The organism is uncultured Gimesia sp. (assembly GCF_963976445.1).
In the GTDB taxonomy this organism is placed as follows: Bacteria; Planctomycetota; Planctomycetia; order Planctomycetales; family Planctomycetaceae; genus Gimesia.
On the sequence record NZ_CAXBKP010000008.1, the window covers coordinates 98,608 to 120,551 of the forward strand.

General features: G+C 50.9%; 19 protein-coding genes. 11 read left to right on the forward strand and 8 right to left on the reverse strand.

Features of this window, described 5'->3' with window-relative positions; all coding sequences use genetic code 11:
- The first annotated feature begins 164 nt into the window (after window positions 1-164).
- The 4 genes from acs (at window position 165) to AAC022_RS11145 (ending at window position 6,582) form a co-directional block, all read left to right on the forward strand.
- Window positions 165-2,120: an acetate--CoA ligase gene (gene acs, locus AAC022_RS11130; RefSeq protein WP_339730929.1), complete on the forward strand. Its 1,956-nt coding sequence runs from the start codon at window positions 165-167 to the stop codon at window positions 2,118-2,120.
- A 117-nt stretch (window positions 2,121-2,237) separates the two neighbouring features.
- Window positions 2,238-3,020 carry a nickel pincer cofactor biosynthesis protein LarB gene (larB, locus tag AAC022_RS11135; protein WP_339730930.1) on the forward strand — a complete coding sequence of 261 codons (783 nt, stop codon included), beginning with the start codon at window positions 2,238-2,240 and terminating at the stop codon, window positions 3,018-3,020.
- A gap of 34 nt (window positions 3,021-3,054) precedes the next feature.
- Window positions 3,055-4,557, forward strand: coding sequence for a PKD domain-containing protein (locus tag AAC022_RS11140; RefSeq protein ID WP_339730931.1), 1,503 nt, complete (start codon window positions 3,055-3,057; stop codon window positions 4,555-4,557).
- Window positions 4,558-4,722: 165 nt separating this feature from the next.
- Window positions 4,723-6,582, forward strand: a complete 1,860-nt coding sequence (locus AAC022_RS11145) for a glycoside hydrolase family 88 protein (protein ID WP_339730932.1) — start codon at window positions 4,723-4,725, stop codon at window positions 6,580-6,582.
- A 303-nt stretch (window positions 6,583-6,885) separates the two neighbouring features.
- On the opposite strand, the gene AAC022_RS11150 is transcribed toward AAC022_RS11145, so the two are convergent.
- Complete coding sequence (locus AAC022_RS11150; RefSeq protein WP_339730935.1) at window positions 6,886-7,839, reverse strand: PDZ domain-containing protein; 954 nt, start codon at window positions 7,837-7,839, stop codon at window positions 6,886-6,888.
- Between the two features lie 114 nt (window positions 7,840-7,953).
- Window positions 7,954-8,784, reverse strand: coding sequence for a glycerophosphodiester phosphodiesterase (locus tag AAC022_RS11155; RefSeq protein ID WP_339730937.1), 831 nt, complete (start codon window positions 8,782-8,784; stop codon window positions 7,954-7,956).
- A 339-nt stretch (window positions 8,785-9,123) separates the two neighbouring features.
- Here AAC022_RS11155 and thiS point away from each other — a divergent pair, with 339 nt between their 5' ends.
- A complete protein-coding gene (gene thiS / locus AAC022_RS11160; RefSeq protein WP_339730938.1) occupies window positions 9,124-9,324 on the forward strand; it encodes a sulfur carrier protein ThiS in 201 nt (66 codons plus the stop codon).
- Between the two features lie 5 nt (window positions 9,325-9,329).
- Window positions 9,330-10,163, forward strand: coding sequence for a thiazole synthase (locus tag AAC022_RS11165; protein ID WP_339730939.1), 834 nt, complete (start codon window positions 9,330-9,332; stop codon window positions 10,161-10,163).
- Between the two features lie 4 nt (window positions 10,164-10,167).
- On the opposite strand, the gene AAC022_RS11170 is transcribed toward AAC022_RS11165, so the two are convergent.
- Together AAC022_RS11170 and AAC022_RS11175 are read right to left on the reverse strand one after the other, a co-directional pair.
- A complete protein-coding gene (locus AAC022_RS11170) occupies window positions 10,168-10,887 on the reverse strand; it encodes a hypothetical protein (RefSeq protein WP_339730941.1) in 720 nt (239 codons plus the stop codon).
- 156 nt (window positions 10,888-11,043) lie between these two features.
- The gene (locus AAC022_RS11175; protein ID WP_339730943.1) at window positions 11,044-11,667 is read right to left on the reverse strand and encodes an ATP-dependent Clp protease proteolytic subunit; all 624 of its coding nucleotides are present in this window, start codon (window positions 11,665-11,667) and stop codon (window positions 11,044-11,046) included.
- A gap of 225 nt (window positions 11,668-11,892) precedes the next feature.
- Here AAC022_RS11175 and AAC022_RS11180 point away from each other — a divergent pair, with 225 nt between their 5' ends.
- The 3 genes from AAC022_RS11180 (at window position 11,893) to AAC022_RS11190 (ending at window position 16,503) form a co-directional block, all read left to right on the forward strand.
- Window positions 11,893-13,002 (forward strand): PmoA family protein, encoded by a 1,110-nt coding sequence (locus AAC022_RS11180; protein ID WP_339730945.1) that lies wholly within the window; start codon window positions 11,893-11,895, stop codon window positions 13,000-13,002.
- 219 nt (window positions 13,003-13,221) lie between these two features.
- Window positions 13,222-15,117, forward strand: coding sequence for an aspartate--tRNA ligase (aspS, locus tag AAC022_RS11185; RefSeq protein WP_339730947.1), 1,896 nt, complete (start codon window positions 13,222-13,224; stop codon window positions 15,115-15,117).
- A 45-nt stretch (window positions 15,118-15,162) separates the two neighbouring features.
- Window positions 15,163-16,503, forward strand: a complete 1,341-nt coding sequence (locus AAC022_RS11190) for a PQQ-binding-like beta-propeller repeat protein (protein WP_339730949.1) — start codon at window positions 15,163-15,165, stop codon at window positions 16,501-16,503.
- A 64-nt stretch (window positions 16,504-16,567) separates the two neighbouring features.
- Here AAC022_RS11190 and AAC022_RS11195 read toward each other — a convergent pair whose 3' ends face one another.
- Complete coding sequence (locus tag AAC022_RS11195; RefSeq protein WP_339730951.1) at window positions 16,568-17,143, reverse strand: protoglobin family protein; 576 nt, start codon at window positions 17,141-17,143, stop codon at window positions 16,568-16,570.
- 138 nt (window positions 17,144-17,281) lie between these two features.
- Here AAC022_RS11195 and AAC022_RS11200 point away from each other — a divergent pair, with 138 nt between their 5' ends.
- On the forward strand, window positions 17,282-17,755 hold the full coding sequence (locus AAC022_RS11200; protein WP_339730954.1) for an Rrf2 family transcriptional regulator: 474 nt from the start codon (window positions 17,282-17,284) through the stop codon (window positions 17,753-17,755).
- A gap of 21 nt (window positions 17,756-17,776) precedes the next feature.
- On the opposite strand, the gene AAC022_RS11205 is transcribed toward AAC022_RS11200, so the two are convergent.
- The 3 genes from AAC022_RS11205 to AAC022_RS11215 form a co-directional block, all read right to left on the reverse strand.
- Complete coding sequence (locus tag AAC022_RS11205) at window positions 17,777-18,808, reverse strand: hypothetical protein (RefSeq protein WP_339730956.1); 1,032 nt, start codon at window positions 18,806-18,808, stop codon at window positions 17,777-17,779.
- 111 nt (window positions 18,809-18,919) lie between these two features.
- Window positions 18,920-19,477 (reverse strand): DUF3592 domain-containing protein, encoded by a 558-nt coding sequence (locus AAC022_RS11210; protein WP_339730958.1) that lies wholly within the window; start codon window positions 19,475-19,477, stop codon window positions 18,920-18,922.
- 44 nt (window positions 19,478-19,521) lie between these two features.
- Entirely contained in the window at window positions 19,522-20,310 is a 789-nt protein-coding gene (locus AAC022_RS11215) for a TIGR00266 family protein (RefSeq protein ID WP_339730959.1), read from the reverse strand.
- Between the two features lie 270 nt (window positions 20,311-20,580).
- On the opposite strand from AAC022_RS11215, the gene AAC022_RS11220 reads away from it, so the two are divergent.
- Window positions 20,581-21,462, forward strand: a complete 882-nt coding sequence (locus AAC022_RS11220; RefSeq protein WP_339730960.1) for a FliM/FliN family flagellar motor switch protein — start codon at window positions 20,581-20,583, stop codon at window positions 21,460-21,462.
- Window positions 21,463-21,944: the final 482 nt, after the last annotated feature.

Genomic DNA, 21,944 nt, shown 5'->3' on the forward strand with positions numbered 1-21,944 from the left:
TCAAAAAAATAGTGTCCTAAAATCGCTAACTTAGCATTGTTTAATAATTCAACGGAAAGAACAGGGAGAGAATCGATTCTGCGTGGCTGAGAGATCAGGTCGTAGATCACCATTTTTCGGTTCTTATTTCGCTCGCCAAATAAAACTAAAGGGGAATGACAACGATGAGTGACCAGGCTAACGAAAACATTGAAAGTGTTCTTCATGAAACTCGCTCATTTCCGCCACCAGCCGAGTTTGCCGAACAAGCCAACATTTCCAGCATGGAAGAGTATCAGGAGCTGTGGAACCGTGCAAAGGAAGATCCCGTTGGCTTCTGGGACGACCTGGCACAGGGACTGGAATGGTCTCAGCCTTACGAAAACGTTCTCGAAGGAGAAATGCCCGAGACCAAATGGTTCACGGGTGGCAAGATCAATGCGTCGGTGAACTGCATCGACCGTCACCTGGATAGCTGGCGCAAAAACAAAGCCGCCATCGTCTGGGAAGGCGAGCCCGGCGACTCACGCGTGCTGCGTTATCAGGACCTGTACCGTGAAGTCTGTAAGTTTGCGAACTGCCTGAAAAAACTGGGCATCGAGACTGGTGACCGTGTGACACTTTATATGCCGATGGTGCCGGAACTGGCTATCGCCATGCTTGCCTGCTCGCGCATTGGAGCGACGCACTCGATCATCTTCGGGGGATTCAGTGCCGATGCAATCGCCGACCGTAACAACGATGCCCAGGCCAAACTGGTCATTACCGCTGATGGAGGCTGGCGACGTGGAAAGAATATTCCGCTGAAGGAAGCCGTTGACAACAGCATGGAAAAATCACCCAGCGTCGAGAAAGTCGTCGTCTACCGTCGCACCGGTTGTAAAGTCGACATGGTGCCCGACCGCGATTACTGGTGGCACGATCTGATGGATGGTGCTTCCGCGGAATGTGATCCTGTCGAACTCGACAGCGAACACCCGCTATTCATTCTTTATACTTCGGGAAGTACCGGCAAGCCCAAGGGCGTACAACACTCAACCGGCGGTTATCTGCTGGGCACAATGATGACGTCCCAGTGGGTCTTCGATCTAAAAGAAGATGATACCTACTGGTGTACCGCCGACATCGGCTGGATTACCGGACACAGTTACATCGTTTACGGCCCTCTCGCCAACGGTGCAACCACCGTGATGTATGAAGGCGCCCCCAACTGGCCCGATGAAGGACGCTTCTGGGAAATCATCGAAAAATATCAGGTCAATATTTTCTACACCGCACCAACGGCGATTCGCGCGTTTATCAAATGGGGCGATGAATGGCCGAACAAATACGATCTCTCCAGCCTGCGTCTGCTGGGAACCGTGGGTGAGCCGATCAATCCTGAATCTTGGATGTGGTATCACACGGTCATTGGACAGGAACGCTGCCCGATTGTCGATACGTGGTGGCAGACAGAAACCGGCGGCATCATGATGAGCCCACTGCCCGGCGTGACCGCAACCAAACCCGGCAGTTGTACAACTCCCCTGCCCGGCGTGGTGCCTGATATCGTGAGTGCCGATGGCGAAAGCCTGGACGACAATCAGGGCGGCTTGCTCGTAGTACGGCAACCGTGGCCTCATATGCTGCGAACCTTGTACGGCGATCACGATCGATTCAAAGAAGTTTACTTCAGTACGATTGCAGGTTGCTATCTGGCTGGTGACAGTGCCCGCCGCGATGAAGATGGTTACTACTGGATCATGGGCCGCATCGATGATGTGATCAATGTATCCGGCCATCGTCTGAGTACCATGGAAGTGGAAAGTGCGCTGGTTTCTCATCCGAAAGTGGCGGAAGCCGCTGTGGTGGGTTACCCGCACGAAATGAAGGGGGAAGGCATTTGCTGCTTTGTGACTTTGACTACCGATGACGGTCCCGAAGAACTCAAGCAGGAACTAAAACAACACGTGCGAACCCAGATTGGTGTCGTCGCGACTCCCGATCAGATTCGCTTTGCCGCCGCCCTGCCAAAAACGCGTAGCGGTAAAATTATGCGACGTCTGTTAAGAGACATCGCTGCTGGCCGCGAAAGTGTGGGCGACACAACGACTCTCGAAGACTTGAACGTACTCGCGAGTCTGAAACAGAGTGATGAGTAACTCGTTTCAGAAGTGTTACAATGAAATGTAGTGCGTGAGCACAAACAGCAATTTCGCAGGATGGCCGTTTGCTGGCCATCCTGCTGTTCTTTATCACAAGTCGATTAAGGTGCGCTGATGTCCGATGACCAACTCTCTGAACTGTTTGAGCAGGTACGAGAAGGGGCGCTTTCCGTGGAACAGGCGATGACACAGTTCCAGGTTCAAGAGCATCATAAATCGGCCATTCTGCCTTCAGCCAATATCGATCTGGATCGCAGTTCGCGCTGCGGTTACCCCGAAGTCATTTACTGCGAAGGTAAGACGCCGACCACGATTGTCGAGATCTTTACACTGTTACTGGAATCGAAACAGCGTTGTCTGGGGACGCGTATTTCGGAAGAACAGGCGGAAACGGTCCTCAAACAATTTCCGCAGGCCATTTACAATCAAACAGCGCGGACGATTCGTATTCCGAAACAAGATGCGGCCTCTGATGAAGAACTCATCGCCGGCGAAATCGCCGTTCTGACCGCGGGCACCAGTGATCAACCTGTGGCGGAAGAGGCCATTGAAACCTTGATCTGGATGGGTTATCAACCCGACTTCATCCTGGATGTCGGCGTCGCGGGCCCGCATCGTCTGCAGGAACAACTGCCGCGTATTCAGAATGTATCCGCGATTGTTGTCGCCGCCGGCATGGAAGGGGCGCTCCCTTCGGTCGTCGGAGGCTGGGTCTCTTGCCCCGTGATTGCAGTTCCTACCAGCGTCGGTTACGGCGCGAGTCTGGGCGGCATCGCGGCACTGTTAGGCATGTTAAACTCTTGTGCCGCCAATGTAACCGTGGTTAATATTAATGCAGGCTTCAAAGCGGGCTTCATCGCCGGCTTGATCGCCGACCAGAAACGCTCGACTTCCTGAGACTTTGACCTACCGACGAATAGAGAGCCCTGCCATGAAAAAATCCTCCCTGCGTTTTGTGCTCTGTCTTTTGCTACTGAATTTCTTCGCCGTCTGTTCTGTTTCTTATTCAGTTCAAGCTGCTGAAGAAAAACCAGCCTTACAACCAATCGTACGGGTTGTTGATTTAGATGTCGGCGAATCCACCACAGTCACGCTCAGTAATGGCGCACAGGTCAATGTCAAACTGCTGGACTTGAAAGAGACCCGCGATCCGGTTCGCAACGCGGTACGCAGTGCGATTGTCACCGTGGATGTAGACGGAAAAACAATTGCACTCGAATCGGGCATGTATAATCTGCCACAAATAATTGGTCGCGTGCAGATCGATTGCTCCATTACCGGCGGTTACAACTCGAACGGCACGCCGGCGTTCTGGGGACTCGACAAAGACGCTCGTCTCCGTTTCTGGCCCGCCGGTTCGCCGCTGATCAAACCCGGTTCGTTTATCTATCCCGTCGATCAACGCTGGTTCGCGACTCGCACCTGGTATGACAATGAACCGGTCGACGGTGGCACGAAAATTCTTCCGAAAATTTATTATCACAGTGGCCTCGATATCGGCGGTGCAGAGAAACTGACAAAGGTCATCGCCGCCACCGATGCGATTGTGGTTTCTTCGGGCAATGATGTGCTGGACGGACACAAGAAGGATACGCCGGTCGCGCAGCGATATGACGTGGTCTATCTGCTGGATGCGCGAGGCTGGTATTACCGTTATAGCCACCTGCACGAAATCAACGATCACATTCGCCCCGGACGTTTAATCAAGCAGGGAGAAGAGATCGGCGTGCTTGGCAAGAAAGGCGCCAGTGGTGGCTGGTCGCATCTGCATTTTGAAATCAAGAGCCGCCAACCTTCGGGAAAATGGGGCACGCAAGCCGGGTACCCCTTTCTGTGGGAAGCGTACCGCACTCAATATCATCCCCCGCTGATCGCCAACAGCCGCCGCAAACATTTTCTCAAAGCCGGTGATTCCACGGTTCTGAAAGGAACACAATCTTACAGTATCGACAACAGCATCCAGAGCTATGAATGGACCTTTACCGATGGCACAACCGCGACCGGACCGGAAGTGAATCGCACCTACAATCAGCCGGGTACTTATAGTGAAATTCTGAAAGTCACCGACAAAGCGGGCAACGTCGATTACGATTTCGCTGAAGTGCATGTGCTCGATCCAAAGAACATGGAACTGTATGTGCCGCGGATTCATGCCTCTTACTGGCCTTCGCTTAAAAACAGAGTCGGCGAACCGATCACGTTCAAAGTCCGTACGTTTGGCAACACCAGCGGCAACGAGATCTGGGACTTCGGTGATGGCAGCCCGACCGTCCGTGTGAAATCAGACGGTAATGTGAAACCGTTGAATGAAGATGGTTACGCGATCACCCAGCACACGTTTCAGAAACCGGGCGATTATCTGGTGAAAGTGGAACGCAGCCGCGAAGATGGCGTGCCAGCAACCACACGGTTGCATGTGCGGGTCGAACCGTAATAGCAAAGCGCGCGAAACCGGTTCACATTTCGCGATTTATAACGGATGTACTGGCGAATTCTCTGCTGGCATTTGGTCAGCGGCGGTTTTACAATGGTTTCTTTACCACGTACATTCTACGAAATCTGAATCTCGCTTGTTCTCCCTGCCCGGAATTTGCCTTCCATGAAATTTTCGCTGCTGACGTCCTGTTTGACACTCTGTTTATTAAATTCGGCTCTGCTCGATTCTCTCTCCGCAGCGCCCATTGAAGCCCGCAAGCCGGATTTGTCGATCGATTTCAAAACGCCCGTCGAAACTCGCTTGCAGCCTTTGCGAAAACAGTCCACACTGATTCACTCCGCCATTGGTGTGACCCGAAAAGAAACCCCGATCCCCTGTGTTTTTTCAAAAGAGGATCTGGATCTCAATACCGGGAAAATACGAATTCTGCTGATTGGTGGCCTGGATGGATCGAAGTCGTCCGTCGATGCGGTGATTAATGCCGTCGACTGGTTTTATGGTGCGGAAGCAGCAAAACCTCTGCGAGAAAAGTTCTCACTCTCAGCGGTTCCGATTGCGAATCCGGATGGCTGGGTTTTACAGCGGGGCCCGAAAAATGCATCACACGGGAACCCGACCCGCGGCTATCCGCCACTGGGTTCCTCTTATCACAGCCCGACAAAACCCGAAACCGAATATCTGTGGCGCTGGATTGGTATGCACGCCCCCGATCTCGTGATTGATGTGCGGGAAGGAAATCGATTTCAGTGGGTGATTCCTGTTGACGCCCTTTCCTCGGCGCGGAAACTGGGTAAACAACTGCAGCCACAAGTCCGACCGGTGTTTGGCTGGGAACTGGTTTCCAGCCTGGCTTACAAGTCACCTTCGCAGACAGGACGTTTACCTGCACTCGCACTCGAAGTTCCCCCGAAGAACGCACCCGCGTTTCTTCCGGCTCTGTTGACGGGAATCCAGAATAGTCCATTCCAAGGTCCTTCTCCAGCGCGGCTGGAACTGATGCGCCGTTTGCAGCGTACGCCGATTCAAGTCGCCACGCAACTTTCCAAAGTGTATGGCAACGACCTGGGACGAATTTCCTACCTGCCTGTGGTCTCGCTGATCAGTCAAATTCGTCTCGGCGAACTGACGGGCGACCAGAGCCGACTGCCTCATGTGGAACAGATCACGCAGAAGTATCTTGCTAAAAATCCGAACCCACTCAACAGCCGCGGAGGAGGCGGTGTGATCGCCGGGCATCTGTTGTTTTCCGAACTGGCCAAAGCGACCGGCAATCAGCAGTATCTGGAGCTCGCCAAACAGGCTGCGGATTTGGGGTTTGACGAACAGGGAAACTTTCGTGAATCGATGCCGCATCATGTGGAAATGAGTGATGCGGTTTTCATGTCGTGCCCGATTCTCGCCGTTGTCGGCCGTTTAACGGGAGAACCACGGTATTACGAAATGGCTTTGCGTCACTGGCGATTCATTCAGAAACTGGATCAGCGACCGGATGGCATTTATCGCAATTCACCGCTCAGTGATGCAGCGTGGGGACGCGGAAACGGTTTCCCCGCATTGGGTCTGGCACTGGTACTCTCTGAGTTGCCGTTGAATTCTCCGCTACGACAAGAGTTCATTGACGGGCATCGTCTGCATCTGGAAGCACTCGCCCGGCATCAAGACCCAACCGGCATGTGGCATCAGGTGATTGATCATCCCGAAAGTTATCGTGAGATGACCAGCACCTGCATGATTACGTTTGCGATGATTCGCGGCATCCGGGAAGGCTGGCTCGATGAAAAACAGTACACGCCGATCATTGAACGGGCCTGGAACGCGATCAAAACCCGCGTCGCCTTTGATGGCTCGCTCGTTGATGTTTGCACGGGAACCGGGAAACAGACCAGTGTTCGCGGCTATTTCGACCGCATGGCGATTCTGGGAATGGATTCGCGTGGCGGAGCGATGGCGTTTCTGGTTTCCAATGAAATGGCTCAGTGGCTCAATGAACGGGAAAATGCCGAACAGCAGAAACTGGATTGATGACACATCAATTTGGACGGCTGATTATCTTGCATTTTGGGTAAAAATCGTCGCTGATTCAATCACTGTTGGCAAGCCAAGCCTTAGTGCAGACAGACAAGTAAGAGTACAACCATCAAAGTAAGCTTCGTAGGGAGCGGACCCATGTGTCCGCCCGCCTTGCGAAGGGATGATTTTTATCACACATAGGTTGGGATCAGTTAGAATGTTCGGCCTTCTGCGTGTGAACTACGTCGATACCGCGGGTGGACACACGGGTCCCACCCCTACCAGTTGACTCGATTGGCACGAGAAACGGCCCGTTTATTTATCGAGCCAGCTACTGAGCGTGACCTTTAAGGTCATCAGCTTATCATTTCGTTTGAGTTCGACATCCACGGTATCGCCGGCTGACTTTTTGCCAATCAGATCGACGAGCCCCTGAAAGCTTTCGACATCCTTTCCATCGAATTTGACAATGAGGTCGCCCGATCGAATGCCGGCTTTTTGTGCCGCTAATCCCTCTGAGACATCCCCCACAAGACAGCCGTCCCTGCCACTGACGTCACCACTTGAAATGCCGAGCATTGCATCACTGTCGCGTGCCTGGAAGCGGGTGGAGGGAATGGCTTTTCTCAAATCGTCTAATGCAAGCTCATTCAGCGGATGCCCTTTGATCAAATAGAAGGTATCAAACTTTCGAATCCGTTTGATAAACCGCAGGCCCAGTTCGGCGCCGCTCCAGCGTGCGCCGAGCGCGACATAGCGTACTCGCCCTGGGGCATTGTTCTCATTCTGTGGGTATTTGGCGATCTCTTCTGCCGTCCACAATTTGATGGTACCGCCCCGCTTTCTGATTTCGCGTATCGCCCGTTTTTCTCGAATGTCAGAATGTCGATCGATGGCTTCTTCTGCACGGAGGGCGACAGAAGGGTTCGCGGAACCGGTGAGCGATTCGAGGGCCTCTTCTGCCTTAGTGACGGACGCTTCTTTGCCTGTGACATAAACCTGTTCGATGACCAGAATCGCGCGGACAGAGGCTTCGAGGCTGTCGCCGCGCGTGACTTTCAATAGCGGCTCAATGACCAGTTCCCCATATTCGGGCAAAGCCTTGGTCGCGGTTTCACGCTTTTGATAGCTGTCACTTTCGAGGTCGAGAATATAATCAACGACTTGCTGAGGAAGTTTTTCTGGTTCTGCGGCAACAGCGCTGATGCACTGTAAGGCTGATGCTGCCAGCAGAGCGCATCCGGCAATCGAAATCAAACGAGAAAGCATGGGATCTATCCCTCTAAGAAAAAAGTTCGTCTCAGTCAGGCGACTTCCCCCTATTTTCAGACAAACGTGCCTCTAAATCAATACGAGACTGATTGAGGAACGCGGGAAATCTCGCTATTCATTCTGTTTTAGGGCGGAATTTAAATAGCCGGGCCGGTCGGTGGTAATGCCTTCGACCCCCATTTCAGCCAGTTTTAACGCGTCCGCCACCTTATTGACCGTCCAGACATAAACGGGCAAACCGGCTGCTTTGGCCTGTTCAACGAACGCTTTGGTGACGAATTGATTATAGCCGAGATCCAGACCATCCAGGTTGGCCGCTTTGGCTTTTTGAATATAGTAATCCGCGTTGTGTTCCCACTTACCAGTTTTTTTGTTCTGTTTGACTTTGAAGACCCAGATGACTTCCAGCTCGGGCATTAACTGCTTGGCCTGCTGCATCGTTTTGTAATCAAAGCCGATGATGGCAGTCTGATCAGCCGTTTTACCGGCGGCTGCCAGATCCTGTTTTAGTCGCGGCAGAACTTCGGGGCCACATTTGATTTCAATAAACAGTCGTTTCTGTTTCGGAATGGTCTCCAGAATCTGAGTCAGCGTCGGAATGCGTTCTGCTTTGTATTTCGCATTCTTCCACGCACCGACATCTAGCGTTTGCAGCTCGGCAAAAGTCTGTTCTTTTACAGCCTGATCGCGGCCGCCGATGCGTTTGGTGGTTTTGTCATGATAGGCAACAATCTGGCCATCTTTGCTGAGATAAATATCGATCTCGACTGCGTCTGCATTTCGCTTCCAGGCCAGATTCACAGACGCCAATGTGTTTTCGGGAGCGTCATAGGATGCACCACGATGACCAATGATTTCGACAGCAGGAAGCGATGAGGTCGCTGACACGATGGCTAAACCTGCAAAAAAAGAGAGGAACTGTGGTAAACGAAGGCACGACATCTTTGCTGATCCCTGGTATTGAATCCTGGTGGCTGTGGCAAACTTCTGTTTTGTATTGTGTTATATAGAAGCATATTAACGAATTGTAAAGAAAAGGTGAAAGCTAAAATACAGCGTCTAAACAAGCTCGCCGATACCTTTTGTTCAGACAACAAGCGGTAAAACCCGTTTGAAATTGTGTTTCTGGCATCCCGGCCATTCCTTGACGATCGGGAGTCTCACTTCTAAACTCGCTGTTGGCAGACAATCATAAAGCCCACGGTCAAATGTTTCTACTTTGATCTGTTTTTGTGACGGTTTGCTTCGTCAGATGATACACATTTCCAAGGAGCCTCAGTGGTGCAAATTCAAGTGAACGGTGAAGCCCAGGAGGTTCCCGAAGAGTTCACAGTGGCTGAACTTCTGGCACAACTGGGACTGCAGCCAAAATATCTGGCCGTTGAACGAAATTTAATTTTAATTCCGCGCGAAGAACATTCCGCCTGTACTCTGCAGGAGGGGGATCGCCTGGAAATAGTAACGCTGGTAGGCGGTGGATAAGAATTATGGCAACAATCGGCAGCACAGAATCGTCTCTGATCCTGGGAACACACCATCTGAACTCACGTTTGATTGTGGGAACCGGAAAGTACACGACGTACGAACTGATGCAGGAAAGCCTGGAAGTCAGTGGAGCCGACGTAATTACCGTCGCTGTCAGGCGGGAACGTCTGATTGATTCGGATGGCCGCAACATTCTGGATTTCATCGATCTGAATAAATATACCATTCTCCCCAATACCGCCGGCTGCTTTTCTGCAGAAGATGCTGTCCGTGTGGCACGCATGGGTCGCGAGATTTTACGCGGTCTGGAAAACCCGGGCGCCGACTGGGTCAAGATTGAAGTGCTGGGCGACACCAAAACGTTGCTCCCCGATCCGATGGCGACATTGGAGGCGACGAAACAACTGGTAGACGAAGGCTTTTCCGTCCTCTGTTATTCGACCGACGATCCGATTACCGCGAAGCGTCTGAAAGAAGCCGGCGCGACGTCCGTCATGCCCGCAGGCAGTCCGATTGGCAGCGGTCAAGGCATTCTGAATCCAAATAACATTCGGATCTGTCTGGAATATCTGAAAGAAAACGATCCCGATTACCCCGTCATCGTGGATGCGGGCGTTGGCACCGCCAGCGATGTCACGATTGCGATGGAACTGGGTTGTGACGGCGTGTTGCTCAATACCGGAATTGCCGGTGCACAGGACCCGGTTCGTATGGCGCGGGCGATGAAAAACGGAATCGAAGCGGGCCGCGATGCCTATCTCGCCGGCCGGATTCCGAAGAAGTTATACGCAACTGCTTCGAGCCCCGAAACCGGCGTGATCGCACCCAAAGGTTAAGCGGTTATTTGCTGACCGCCGGCTTTTTCTGCTGCCGTATTCTTTGGGGTTGTTTCTTTTTAGGCCAGGCTGGCTGTCGTTCTGCGACAATCGTCACAGTGATCTGATTCAGATCAGCAATGCCACCGATCTGTCCTGACGTCTTCACCACTTTCCATTTGACTGACGCATCCTTAACACCTCCGGCGTAAAGTGCCTCATTCAGTTTTTTGATGGCTGCCTGTAATGCTTTCTCAAAAGAAGCAGGATGAGCAAAGTCTCCCACATGTCCCCCCGTAAATCGGCGACGCACGGGCTTCTGATCTGGCTCAAATTTGATCACAACAATCCCGTCTTTGACACCATGCATACGAATGCCTTTGACCCAACCCGGAAAGCCGTGCCATAAATCAATCGCTTCGACTTGAGAGATTACAGTGATTGCTGGCCCTGAGGGGGGGATGGCTTTCAGAAAATAGTCCTGAATTCCGTCTTTGGGCGGCGTGACATAGATGGCTCGCTCCAGTTTGACGTTAGTGTAACCGCCGGTCGGAACTTCACCGATGGCTTTGACGTATAGATTCGGCGGAAAGGATTCTTCAATCTCAATCTGATGGGTTACTTTAAGAATTTTGGAAACGGTGACCGGTTTTGATTTTGCTTCGTCGGCTTTCAGCACTATCGCGCTGCTCAAGCTCAAAGTCATCGCAAGCAGGACATATCTGATCTGTGGTAAACGGTTCATAGAACACCTTTTCAACTCAAAAAGACGGCAGAAATACTCGTGGACCAGAGAGATACGAGTGTTGTCTGATAACCGACAGACGCTTCGATGTGCGCAACAGTTCCCAAAATACAGGATCTTCAAAAAAAGGGGAACCACAGCCCCCTTAAATCCTGGCTATCTTGCCTCAATCATCTTCCATTGGTCTTCTGTTGAGAAGGGATCGATCAACTGTGCCAGGCCAGCGTCAGCCAGTTCCTGTCCGGAAACAAATCTTCCCGGGTGCGTCCATTTATCGAGTAGACTTTGTTCGACGCCGAACAGTTGTGCCTGCAGGCGATCAAAGTCGGTTTCCATGACTTTAAAGTGCCGCGCCCATTCGACGGCTTCTTCGAAACGGACATCATCTTCACTTTGCCAGCGAACCGGGTGGAACAACAGCGTGGTATAACTGGTGACGAAACGATGCTGACAGGCGGCAAACGGCAGAATGGCCGCAGAAGAGCACTCACCCAGCGCGATGCCAGCCACGTTTAAATTTCGCAGTCGGATCAGACTGGCCAGCGTGAGCCCGGAATAGACAGACCCGCCTGGTGAATCGAAGAAGATCGTCCCGCGACTGCCTCGCGGCAAATCAACGAGCCGCGAGACCAGATCGGATTCTTTTTCGCCCAGATCACCGGAAAGTGCAATTTCCCAGTCCGGTTCTTTCTCCGAAACGGAGTGGCTTCGAAACGAAGCGGATTTCTCGGGATAGGATTTCAGAGAAGAAGTGGTTCGCAATCGTCGTCGTTTATTCATTATTTCTGGCTATATCTTTGTGCTGATGACCGGCAGTAACTCATTATGGAACCTGTTTAGAATAACAGATCAAAAGCCCTGTTCGCAAACTGTGTTCTAGCTCAGTTCAAGAAAAAACTGCTGAAATTGTCTGTGCGACTTGGCGCAGTGGCACTGTTCAGCACACAATATCCGATCGTTATTCGCAAACCATTTACGATCGATCACTTTCGAGGAATTTTCGCCGTGAAAATCGTGTTCAGTATAATCTGCCTGTTTGTCGGCTTCTCTACCGTAGCCAACGCTGATACCGTTCAACTGAAGCAACAAGGGACGAAAGTCAATGTTTCTATCGACGGCAAGCCTTTTACCACCTACAACACCGGCGGCAGTCTGCCGAAGCCGTTTTTCTCTCCTGTGCGTGCCGCCGATGGTACGGTCATCACCCGCTCGCTGGTTGATCCCGAAGACCACCCACATCACAAGGGGATCTGGGTCGCCGTCGATGAAGTGAATGAAGTCGATTTCTGGGCCGAGAAAGGCAAGATCAAAAACAGCAGTGTGAAAATCATCAAAGCCTCTGGTAACCCGGCCGTGCTGAAGGTGACCAATCAATGGTTGGGTGAAGATAAGAAGCCGATCGTAACAGAAAACACGGTCATTTCGATTTATGCCAACCGCTTGATGACTTACAACATCACCTTTAAAGCCGGATCTAAGCCGGTTGTGTTTGAGGACACCAAAGAAGGCTTGTTTGGAATTCGTCTGCCAAACGGAATGCGTGAAAAAGAAGAAGGCAGCGTGGAGAACAACACGGGCATCAAAGGGACCAAAGACAATTGGGGCAAACCAACTGAATGGATTGACTATTACGGCCCTCTGAACGGCAAAGTCTATGGCGTCACGTTGATGGACTCGCCTCAGAACTACAAAAAGTCACGGTACCATGTGCGTAATTATGGTCTGTTTACTATCAGCCCGTTTGGCGATCATTCCTATACGAATAAGAAACAGCCTGCTGACCCAAAACATTTGAATGCGGGTGAAAAGTTCAATCTGAAGTATGGGATCTACATTCACTCTGGCAATACCCAGCAGGGGAAAGTCGCTGATGCTTACAAACAGTTTTTGAACGTCAGTAAGAAAAAAGCCAGTCCCAAAAAAGTCTCGCAAAAAAAACCGGTCAAGCAGCAAACCAAAGCGAAAAAAGTGGCAGCGGCTCCATACGAAGAAAAGAGTAAGGCTCTTGAGCCGATTCCTGCCTCCGCGGCCGCGGCCACTGCCAGCGATGACTGCAACTGCGCTCCGCAACAAAGGCGTCGAGGACTGTTTCGGCGCATCCGCGGCCGCAGATAGGTGTACGTGAAGCCACCCACATGGATGTTAGATGTACCCTCGGTCTGAATAATCGGTAAATCCCCGAAAAGATACCAACCGAGCGAGTGCTCTGACGTTCTATTCATTGCGAGCAACAGGCTGCTCCAATAAGATCAGCACCATTGTTTTGAACTGAGGCGCTGATAGCAAACCCCGGCTGATCAGTACGGATCTGAACCATACCGAAAGAAATGATTGATGAGGGACCAATTCTCTCGTTACGGGCTACGGATTTCGAATCTTTCCAGCGAAGATTCCGCCGCCCTCACACGATCTGCAGATACGAATAGTGAATTAGAAAAGAAGCTTTCTAACCAAGGACTTATTACGGTGTTACGAACACATACTTGTGGCGAACTGAGAACAGACCATGTTGGGCAAACAGTCACTCTGGCAGGCTGGGTGATCCGAGGCCGCGATCATGGAGGTCTGGCTTTCATCGACCTGCGAGACCGTTATGGCATCACGCAGATTGTGTTCAACCCCGATCGTGATGCCGACATGCATGAGCTGGCACGTTCCCTGCGGGCGGAAGACGTGATCCAGGTGACCGGCGAAGTCGTCTTACGTGATGATCGCGAGAATGAAAAGCTGGCAACCGGAAAAATTGAAGTACGGGCGCATGAACTGAAAGTTCTTAATAAAAGTAAAACGCCCCCGTTCGAGCCAGGCACATCAGAACTGCCCAACGAAGAGCTGCGTTTGACTTACCGCTTTCTCGATCTACGAAGTGAGCGTCTGCAGGAAGCATTAAAATTACGACATCGCCTGTCCAAAGTGACCCGCGATTATTTTGATCAGAACGAGTTTCTGGAAATTGAAACTCCCATTTTGGGCCGTAGTACGCCGGAAGGTGCCCGCGACTATCTGGTTCCCAGCCGCGTACACGAAGGCAGCTTTTATGCGTTGCCACAATCGCCCCAGATTTATAAACAGATCCTGATGATCTCTGGTTATGACCGCTACTACCAGCTTGCCCGTTGTTTTCGTGACGAAGACCTGCGTGCTGATCGCCAGCCGGAATTTACTCAAATCGACCTGGAAATGGCGTTTGTTGATCAGGAAGATATTCTCACACTGGTTGACGGCTTAATCGCCACGATCCTGAAAGAACTACGAAACGAAGAGGTTGCTTTGCCTCTGCCACGTTATGACTATGATGTGGTGATGGAAAAATACGGTTCTGACAAACCCGATTTGCGGTTTGGCCTGGAGCTGGTAGACATCGGCGAGATCGCTGCCAACTGTGACTTCGCCGTGTTCAAGAAAACAATCGAATCGGGTGGTCGCGTGCGGGGGCTGAATGCCAAAGGTGCCGCCGATCGCTTCAGCCGCAAAGACATCGACGGCCTGACCGAATTCGTCGGCGAATATGGTGCGAAAGGGCTGGCATTCTTCAAAGTCACCGACGAAGGCCTGCACTCGCCGATCGCCAAGTTCTTTTCTGATGACGACAAACAGAAGATCATGGAAACTATGAATGCGGAAGTCGGCGACCTGCTATTTTTCGTCGCCGATCAGTGTGCTGTGACTTCAGCGGCTTTATCTGCACTGCGAAATCGTCTGGGCAAAGAACTGGAGTTGTACGATCCCAAAGACTTCAAATGCTGCTGGGTCATCAATTTCCCATTGCTGTCTTTCAATGAAGAAGAACAACGCTGGGATGCCGAACATCATCCGTTCTGCCAGCCGGTGGAAGAAGATCTGAAGTACCTCGAAAGCGATCCTTCCAAAGTGCGGGCGCAATCGTACGACCTGGTCATCAATGGTTATGAACTCGCCAGTGGCAGTCTGCGTGTCCACGATCAGCGTGTGCAACAACAGATCTTCGATTTAATGGGGATTTCGGCAGAGGAAGCAGAAGAACGCTTTGGCTTTTTACTGCAGGCACTACGATACGGGGCTCCGCCTCACGCCGGCGCTGCCTTAGGCCTGGACCGGCTGGTGATGTTGCTGTGTGGGAACGATAATATCCGCGATGTCGTCGCCTTCCCCAAGACGCAGAAAGCCGCCGATCTGCTGAGTGGTGCCCCCTCTGAAGTCGATCCGCACCAGTTGCGCGACCTCAAAATCAAAGTAGACATTCCCAAATAAGCAAAGGGCGTGCATAATAGGGTGACACCCATTAAGGAAAAACGAATGAAATCCGTCACTCTATTTCTGTTTTTGGTTACAGGTCTATTGCAGGCTGGTTGCAGTGAAACAACGCCACAGGCTGGCAAGATGCGTTCTGCGCCGCAGGATAATTCCCAGGAAGAGACAGCCCCTGCGAAGATTGTCGAAGTTTCATTCAACGATGCACAGACGGTGAAGCAGCAAGCGGTGAAGCCACACACGTGGCCGCACTGGCTGGGGCCCGAGTATAACGGGATCTCTGCGGAAACAGGCTGGCGTGCTGACTGGTCGGACAAACCGCCCGAAGTTCTCTGGCGCGGTAATGTGGGCACGGGCTACAGCTCGATCTCAACAGCCGATGGCCGCATCTATACGATGGGGCACAAAGCAGGCGACGAAACCGTCTATTGCCTGGATGCCAAAACCGGAACAGAAATCTGGAAGCAGTCCTATCCGGCACAGATCGTGAGTCGTCTGAATGCGGGTGGCCCGGGTGCGACTCCGACGATCGACGGGGAATTCCTTTATACCAACAGCCGCGACGGCAGACTGATCTGTTTTGAGATCGAAACCGGCAAGATCGTCTGGCAGAAAGATCTGACGAAAGCCTATCAGATGAAAGTCCCCGAGTGGGGCTTTACCTGCTCTCCGCTGATTCTGGGTGACAAATTATTCATTGAAGCGGGGCGTCTGGTGGCCCTCGATAAAAAGACAGGGAACGAGATATGGAACTCGAAGCCCTACATGCCCGGTTATGGTACGCCGGCCGCATTCGAAATAGAGGGGACTGTTTATCTGGCGCTGTTGAATAACGAGTGTCTGACAGTGGCCCGCGCGGATGACGGCACCGAGGTCGCGAAGTTCGAGTGGGCTTCCCCCTTCGATACCAACTCGACCACGCCGATCATTGATGGCAAGACCATCTTTATCTCATCCGGTTATAGAAAAGGCTGTGCCTTACTGGATTTCGAGAACCAGACATTGAAAGCACGCTACACGAATCGTGATCTGAAAAATCATTTTAACAACAGCGTGCTCTATCAAAATCATTATTATGGCATGGATGGCAACTCGAACCTGGGACGCATCGTTCGCTTAACGTGCCTCGATCAGGAAACGGGAAAAATCAAATGGCGCGAAGCCGGCTTCGGTTGCGGCTCGCTGTTGATCTCAAATGACAAACTGATCATTCTGTCGGATGAAGGCACACTGGTGACCGCCAAAGCGACACCCGATTCATACCAGGAAATTTCCCGGTTCAAAGTCCTCGACCACCAATGCTGGACTGTTCCCGTGTTATGCAATGGACTTGTCTATTGTCGGGATTCAGCCGGAAATCTTGCCTGCGTCGATCTCCGGCTGTAATCCAAACTGAAGTCAATCTCTATGCTGCTTGCCGTTAAGCTGCTTGCCGTTAAGCTGCTTGCCGTTAAGCTGCTTGATAGTGGCGGGTGATCAGATCGTTCTGCAGCCAGAGCAATTTGTTGAACGCTGCTAACGTTTTCACTTCGGTTTCCCGATCAAGGTTCAATCCGAGAATCGAACTGACCAGGGCACTCGAAACAAAGCCCATCAACGCATTCATCTGCACCAGAGGCACATTCAGATCTTTACTGCCTGCTTTGGGTGTATGCATCTTGCCAACCAAATCCAGGTATTGCATCATTTTTTCGTCATAAGGTTTTGTGACCAGTGTTTCCAGATAACGCCCGAGATGTTGCTTACGGAACTGGATCATTTCATGATCGAGGGAAAGTGTTTCGATGCTTTCAGGAATTTCGCCTTCATAACCGTGTTGACGTGGCACAAAATGACGTTTTGTGCAATCATATCGGAAGAGTTGATCATACACGGCATCAACCAGGCCAGGGACTAAAGGCGCGACTGCCCCAGCCGCTGCATGGACCGCATTTAAGTCGTCTTCAGTGATCCCGATAAATTCGGCCAGATATTGAAACCGATAAGGTAGATCTGTTTCCAGTTTTTCTTCATCAATGTGTTTCATTTTTGGTTCCTAATTCGATTGAGCGACTATAATTACCTGACTCGAAATACTTAAAACATTCAGAATTAATTTGATACGCAGGATAACAAACGCAATAATAGACATCAATATCCAATTATTGCTTTCAAGGACTTTCTTATGTTTTCACAGACTGTTGAATATGCACTCAGAGCGATTGTCCATCTAGCTGACCAGTCGCCGAACCCGTGCACAACAGAACAAATCGCAAAAGCGACCAAAGTCCCCCAGGCATATCTCTCGAAAGTGCTCCAGAGTTTGAGACAGTCAAATGTTGTCCATTCCCAACGGGGTATCGGCGGCGGGATCTCTCTGATCAAGATGCCGGCTGAGTTAAATTTACTGGAAGTCGTGAACGCCGTTGACCCCATTTGCCGGATTAAAACTTGTCCTCTGGGACTAAAAGGCCACGGTGCCAATTTATGCCCATTACATCGCAAGCTGGACGATGCGATGAAGGAAACGGAAACGGCTTTTGCTGACACATCATTGGCTGACATTCTTTCTGCCTCCACCAGCAGCTACCCACTTTGTAATGAACCCGTCGACCGCGTGACGACTCTGGAAATCACGCCTCCGACTTCCTCAAAATAGACAACCCGGCAGTTGATCGTCTCAATGCCTGTCGGGCATTTCACCTACCGTCTGAAATACTTCAAACGCGTCGCGTTCCGCTTGGATTTCCTGATAGTGCGTTTGCTGTACCGGGCTTTGATCTGTTGCATTTGTTTCTGGCAGATTGAGAAACGGATCCGCGGCAGAGACCTGCTGAATACCCGATTGAGAATGACGGGCAATCTGCTCCTGTTTGACTTCGTTGGCTTTCCAGCGTCCCACAAGATGCCCCGGTATGACTGCGCCCGCCTGGATCAGGAAATCTCCATAAGGCAGCAAAGGGGAAGCGGCACCCGCGATGTATGTTGCATAAGCGGGATAGAGCACGCGGTAGGCTTCCTGTTCGTCTTCGAAATCCTCTTCTGCACGCAGATAGCCAATGGCATCATTCGTGGCAATGGCTTCAGGCCAGAGTGAGACCACAGGCAGCGCTCCGGCGACGGCGTACGTGCCTTTCCATTTCCGCGAACCAAAATCTTTGGCGTGTCCCCCTTCATGCAAGGCGACGGCGGGAAGATCGGAATAGAGGTTGATCGTATTCGTGAACGGATTGTAATTGTCGCCGCCAATAATTCGTCCCGGCAATAGCGTGTAATGCAAGGCCGTTAAGGTACCGGCAGTATACCGCCAACCCCAGCCGACGGCTTTATTTTTTCGAAGCCGTTTCCATTCACCCAGCGGATCGTATTCATTGACTCGCACTTTGACTTGATCTAAGCCATTTTTTTCCAGATAAGCGGCAATGGCGGCTTCGGTCTCCGGCGAAATATCATGATTATCAACGCGACGATTCCAGAGCAGAATTTTCCCTGGAATTCCCACGACCCAGCCAACGCCATCGACAAACCGCCTGGGTTTTCCACGTACGATTTGCGGCTCATCCTCCTCGAAATCCAAATCAGGGTGTGTAATCAGATTCGTCTGATACTGATAAGGAGTCGACGCGCAGCCGACTGCGAAAGGGCATAACAACAACGCGAGCAGCGCCAGCAAAACCGGTCGCTGCGTTAAGGTAACGCACGGTAGAGACATTGCAAAACAACCATGGAGAAATTGAGAGATGAGAGGGAGGTAGACAGGCTGTTTACCAAAGATGCCGGAGAGTGACAAGCTCAGGTTTTGACAACAATTCATTCTGTGCTGTCAGTCGGCAATATTTGCCGAAGCCTGGCTCTCATCACTGCCTTTGACGATTCGAATGAGCCACCGCAACAGAGGAATACCCGCCATTAGAATTCCCGGCCCCATCAGTAACCAGCCTATCCGATAAAAGAAATAGGTGGCCTTGAACACGCCGGGCTCGAGCACCGCAGCGGCGGGATTTTTCGGGTCATAATAAACGACCACTGGCTTATCCACCGGATATTTCTTGACCGTCTCTTGCGCCAAGGATCGATCAGATGTTGAAATTTCGATGCCAAACCGGACCGTGCCGCATTCATAGTCCTGCCCTTGCACCTGATAGCTATAAGAGACTACTGCAGTGTACGACGTGCTGGAATTATTGCTGCGCGGGGAGGCCACCATTGATTGAAGTACCACGCCTTTTGTCGTCGGCCAGTTTTGACTGGCTTTCGCCTGTTCGATCAGCGGCAGCCCCAGCAGATAGGTCACCACAAAGCCCACAATCACGAATACCACACCCAGGTACAGCAAAACGATGCGGCCTGCTTTATACAAATCGACTTTAAGTTTCACCATCGATTGACTCCTGCTTCGCCGATTTGTCAGTCTATCAAAGTAGACTAACTATCCCCAAACATATCTCCCAGTCCTCCCAGGACGGAGCCTTCACCCACCGAAGACCCACCGGCTGAAGGCGCATGGGCCAGGATGCGATCGGCGAGACGGGAGAAAGGCAGACTTTGCAGCAGCACGGTTCCATGTCCGCGTAACGTCGCCAGGAACAAGCCTTCTCCTCCCAGTACCATCGATTTTAAGTTGCCGGCCCGTTCGATGCTGTAATCAATGCTGCCTGTGAAAGCGACAATACAGCCAGTATCGACACGTAAAGTTTCACCATTCAGCTTCTTTTTGGTAACCGTTCCGCCGGCGTGCACAAACGCTATTCCATCACCACGCAGTTTCTGCAGGATGAAGCCTTCCCCTCCAAAAAAACCAGCTCCAAGCCGCTTATTAAAGGCCATCGTTACTTCAGTTCCTAAAGCCGCACAGAGGAAGGAATCTTTCTGGCACGTCAGTTCGCCGCCGATTTTGTTCATATCGATGGCGATGATTTTTCCAGGATAGGGCGCAGCAAATGCGACTCTCTGCTCACGATGGCCTTCATTCGTAAAGTGCGTCATGAATAGTGACTCTCCCGAAAGCACTCGTTTGCCGGCTTTAAACAGCTTGCCCAGGAAACCAGCATTGGGTTTGGAACCATCCCCCATGCGAGCCTCGAAGCCAATCCCTTCCTCCATGTAATTCATGCTGCCCGCTTCCGCGACGATAGTCTCACCCGGATCGAGCACAATTTCGACGATCTGTAAATCAGAACCAAAGATTTCGTAGTCCACTTCGTGACATTGCATGTTTCTCTCCTCATATCTTGAATTCTGCGTTTTGTTTCAGCAGCAGGGATATCCCTCAGAACGTTGGACATCAGCGTTTGGATCAAAGAATCCCGTTTGCCTCCAGAAAACGGCAATCTTTTCCGAATAAGGGAAGTTTGCCGATTTTGACTGAAGAACTAAAATTCAAGTGGTCGATTGAATGACCTTAGGAGTATTCATTCCAGAGAGCGGAAACAGCTGATCTTGAGATGAACACATTATCATTTTTTGGGACTTTGTTAATCTGAAATGTCGGGCTTTAGCCAAGAAAATGTAGAAGCGATTTTTGCCCTTGCCGGTGAAAGTATGCCTGCACTTTCTGATTCTTTCAACCAGTGTTTCGATTATAAATATCGGCTGGAACTGGGAGAGTCAGGTGTCTGGTCTCCCGAAGAATTAGATGATGCATTTCGGGGTCCTGGACTGGTTGCTCTGTTTCAACTTGGTGGGGAAGCCATGGTCGGGTTGATCCCGGCAAATATTCCTTTACCAGAATGGTATATCACTCCGGGAGACTCGCAAACCTCGCGGTTGCAAACACTGGCTCTAGAATGGTCAATGAACCTGATTCCAATGGACTTGGGTGACGTTGACGAATTTAAAACTTATTATGTTGACAGTTTATTAAACGAAGTGTCGCAAGGTGCTCCCTCTGACTGGGCTGCATTACTGCGAATGAACCTATTTCAAGCTGAAGATGAAAGCGACGGCCAGAGCCCGAGTGCTGTGATTCCTGTAATTTGGCCACTGACGAAACCGCCAGTTGCAGATTCCCCTGAACCGGAACCCGATCCAGTACCTCAACCGTCTGCTTCATCTGCCAATTCCTCTCATTCCATACCCGCTATGGATCTTAATTCTAGTTTGAATCCGTTAAACCGCATTAACAAGATGCCCGTTCAAGCGATCGTAAAACTGGCTACGAAAAAAATTGAAATGAAGCAACTGCTCTCCATCTGCCCCGGTTCGCTCATTACATTCGACAAGCCCTGTGAAGATCCGCTGGATATGTATATCAACAACCAGGTTTACTGTCAGGGTGAGGCTGTGAAGATTGGGGAACACTTTGGTTTGAAGATTGACCAGGTGGGTTTCAAACAGGAATACGAAACCAAGATTATCGAATTTTAGTTCGGGTCGTCTTCGTTTCGAAAAGCATGAAACTTTGTTTGCCTGCACCTTACGACGGATCACAGAGCGCCCGTTTCTCGGAAGATACCGCCAAATCATTCCTCGGCAACGATATTCCGGCTCAAAAATATTGGATGAAATTCGGGCAAATTGAATTTTTATCAGAACGGATGGCGGCTGTAGCACGTATTATATATGAAGCTCTCTGATCAACTTTTTAAACTGAGATCTTGATTCCATTCTGTTTTCATAACACCATTCTGATTTCTTATTCAGACAGAGCGATACCTGACTTTTTTATGAGGACCCTAAACTCATATATTTAAATGAGTTAGGGGATAACTAAATCCAAGCAATGCTCCAACGAGAATTGTGGCGGGCGTAGGATACGCAAGATCCGGCATTTATTTCAAACAATCGAAGTGAATTTGGATTACGCTGTTGCTAGCTCAAAGAGACGTTCGATATCATTTCACACGTTG

Excerpts from the sequence above, each read along its gene's own strand:
- acs (WP_339730929.1), top strand. The coding sequence starts at position 165 with ATGAGTGACCAGGCTAACGAAAACATTGAAAGTGTTCTTCATGAAACT.
- larB (WP_339730930.1), top strand. The coding sequence starts at position 2,238 with ATGTCCGATGACCAACTCTCTGAACTGTTTGAGCAGGTACGAGAAGGG.
- AAC022_RS11140 (WP_339730931.1), top strand. The coding sequence starts at position 3,055 with ATGAAAAAATCCTCCCTGCGTTTTGTGCTCTGTCTTTTGCTACTGAAT.
- AAC022_RS11145 (WP_339730932.1), top strand. The coding sequence starts at position 4,723 with ATGAAATTTTCGCTGCTGACGTCCTGTTTGACACTCTGTTTATTAAAT.
- AAC022_RS11150 (WP_339730935.1), bottom strand. The coding sequence starts at position 7,839 with ATGCTTTCTCGTTTGATTTCGATTGCCGGATGCGCTCTGCTGGCAGCA.
- AAC022_RS11155 (WP_339730937.1), bottom strand. The coding sequence starts at position 8,784 with ATGTCGTGCCTTCGTTTACCACAGTTCCTCTCTTTTTTTGCAGGTTTA.
- AAC022_RS11165 (WP_339730939.1), top strand. The coding sequence starts at position 9,330 with ATGGCAACAATCGGCAGCACAGAATCGTCTCTGATCCTGGGAACACAC.
- AAC022_RS11170 (WP_339730941.1), bottom strand. The coding sequence starts at position 10,887 with ATGAACCGTTTACCACAGATCAGATATGTCCTGCTTGCGATGACTTTG.
- AAC022_RS11175 (WP_339730943.1), bottom strand. The coding sequence starts at position 11,667 with ATGAATAAACGACGACGATTGCGAACCACTTCTTCTCTGAAATCCTAT.
- aspS (WP_339730947.1), top strand. The coding sequence starts at position 13,222 with ATGAGGGACCAATTCTCTCGTTACGGGCTACGGATTTCGAATCTTTCC.
- AAC022_RS11190 (WP_339730949.1), top strand. The coding sequence starts at position 15,163 with ATGAAATCCGTCACTCTATTTCTGTTTTTGGTTACAGGTCTATTGCAG.
- AAC022_RS11195 (WP_339730951.1), bottom strand. The coding sequence starts at position 17,143 with ATGAAACACATTGATGAAGAAAAACTGGAAACAGATCTACCTTATCGG.
- AAC022_RS11200 (WP_339730954.1), top strand. The coding sequence starts at position 17,282 with ATGTTTTCACAGACTGTTGAATATGCACTCAGAGCGATTGTCCATCTA.
- AAC022_RS11205 (WP_339730956.1), bottom strand. The coding sequence starts at position 18,808 with ATGTCTCTACCGTGCGTTACCTTAACGCAGCGACCGGTTTTGCTGGCG.
- AAC022_RS11210 (WP_339730958.1), bottom strand. The coding sequence starts at position 19,477 with ATGGTGAAACTTAAAGTCGATTTGTATAAAGCAGGCCGCATCGTTTTG.
- AAC022_RS11215 (WP_339730959.1), bottom strand. The coding sequence starts at position 20,310 with ATGCAATGTCACGAAGTGGACTACGAAATCTTTGGTTCTGATTTACAG.
- AAC022_RS11220 (WP_339730960.1), top strand. The coding sequence starts at position 20,581 with ATGTCGGGCTTTAGCCAAGAAAATGTAGAAGCGATTTTTGCCCTTGCC.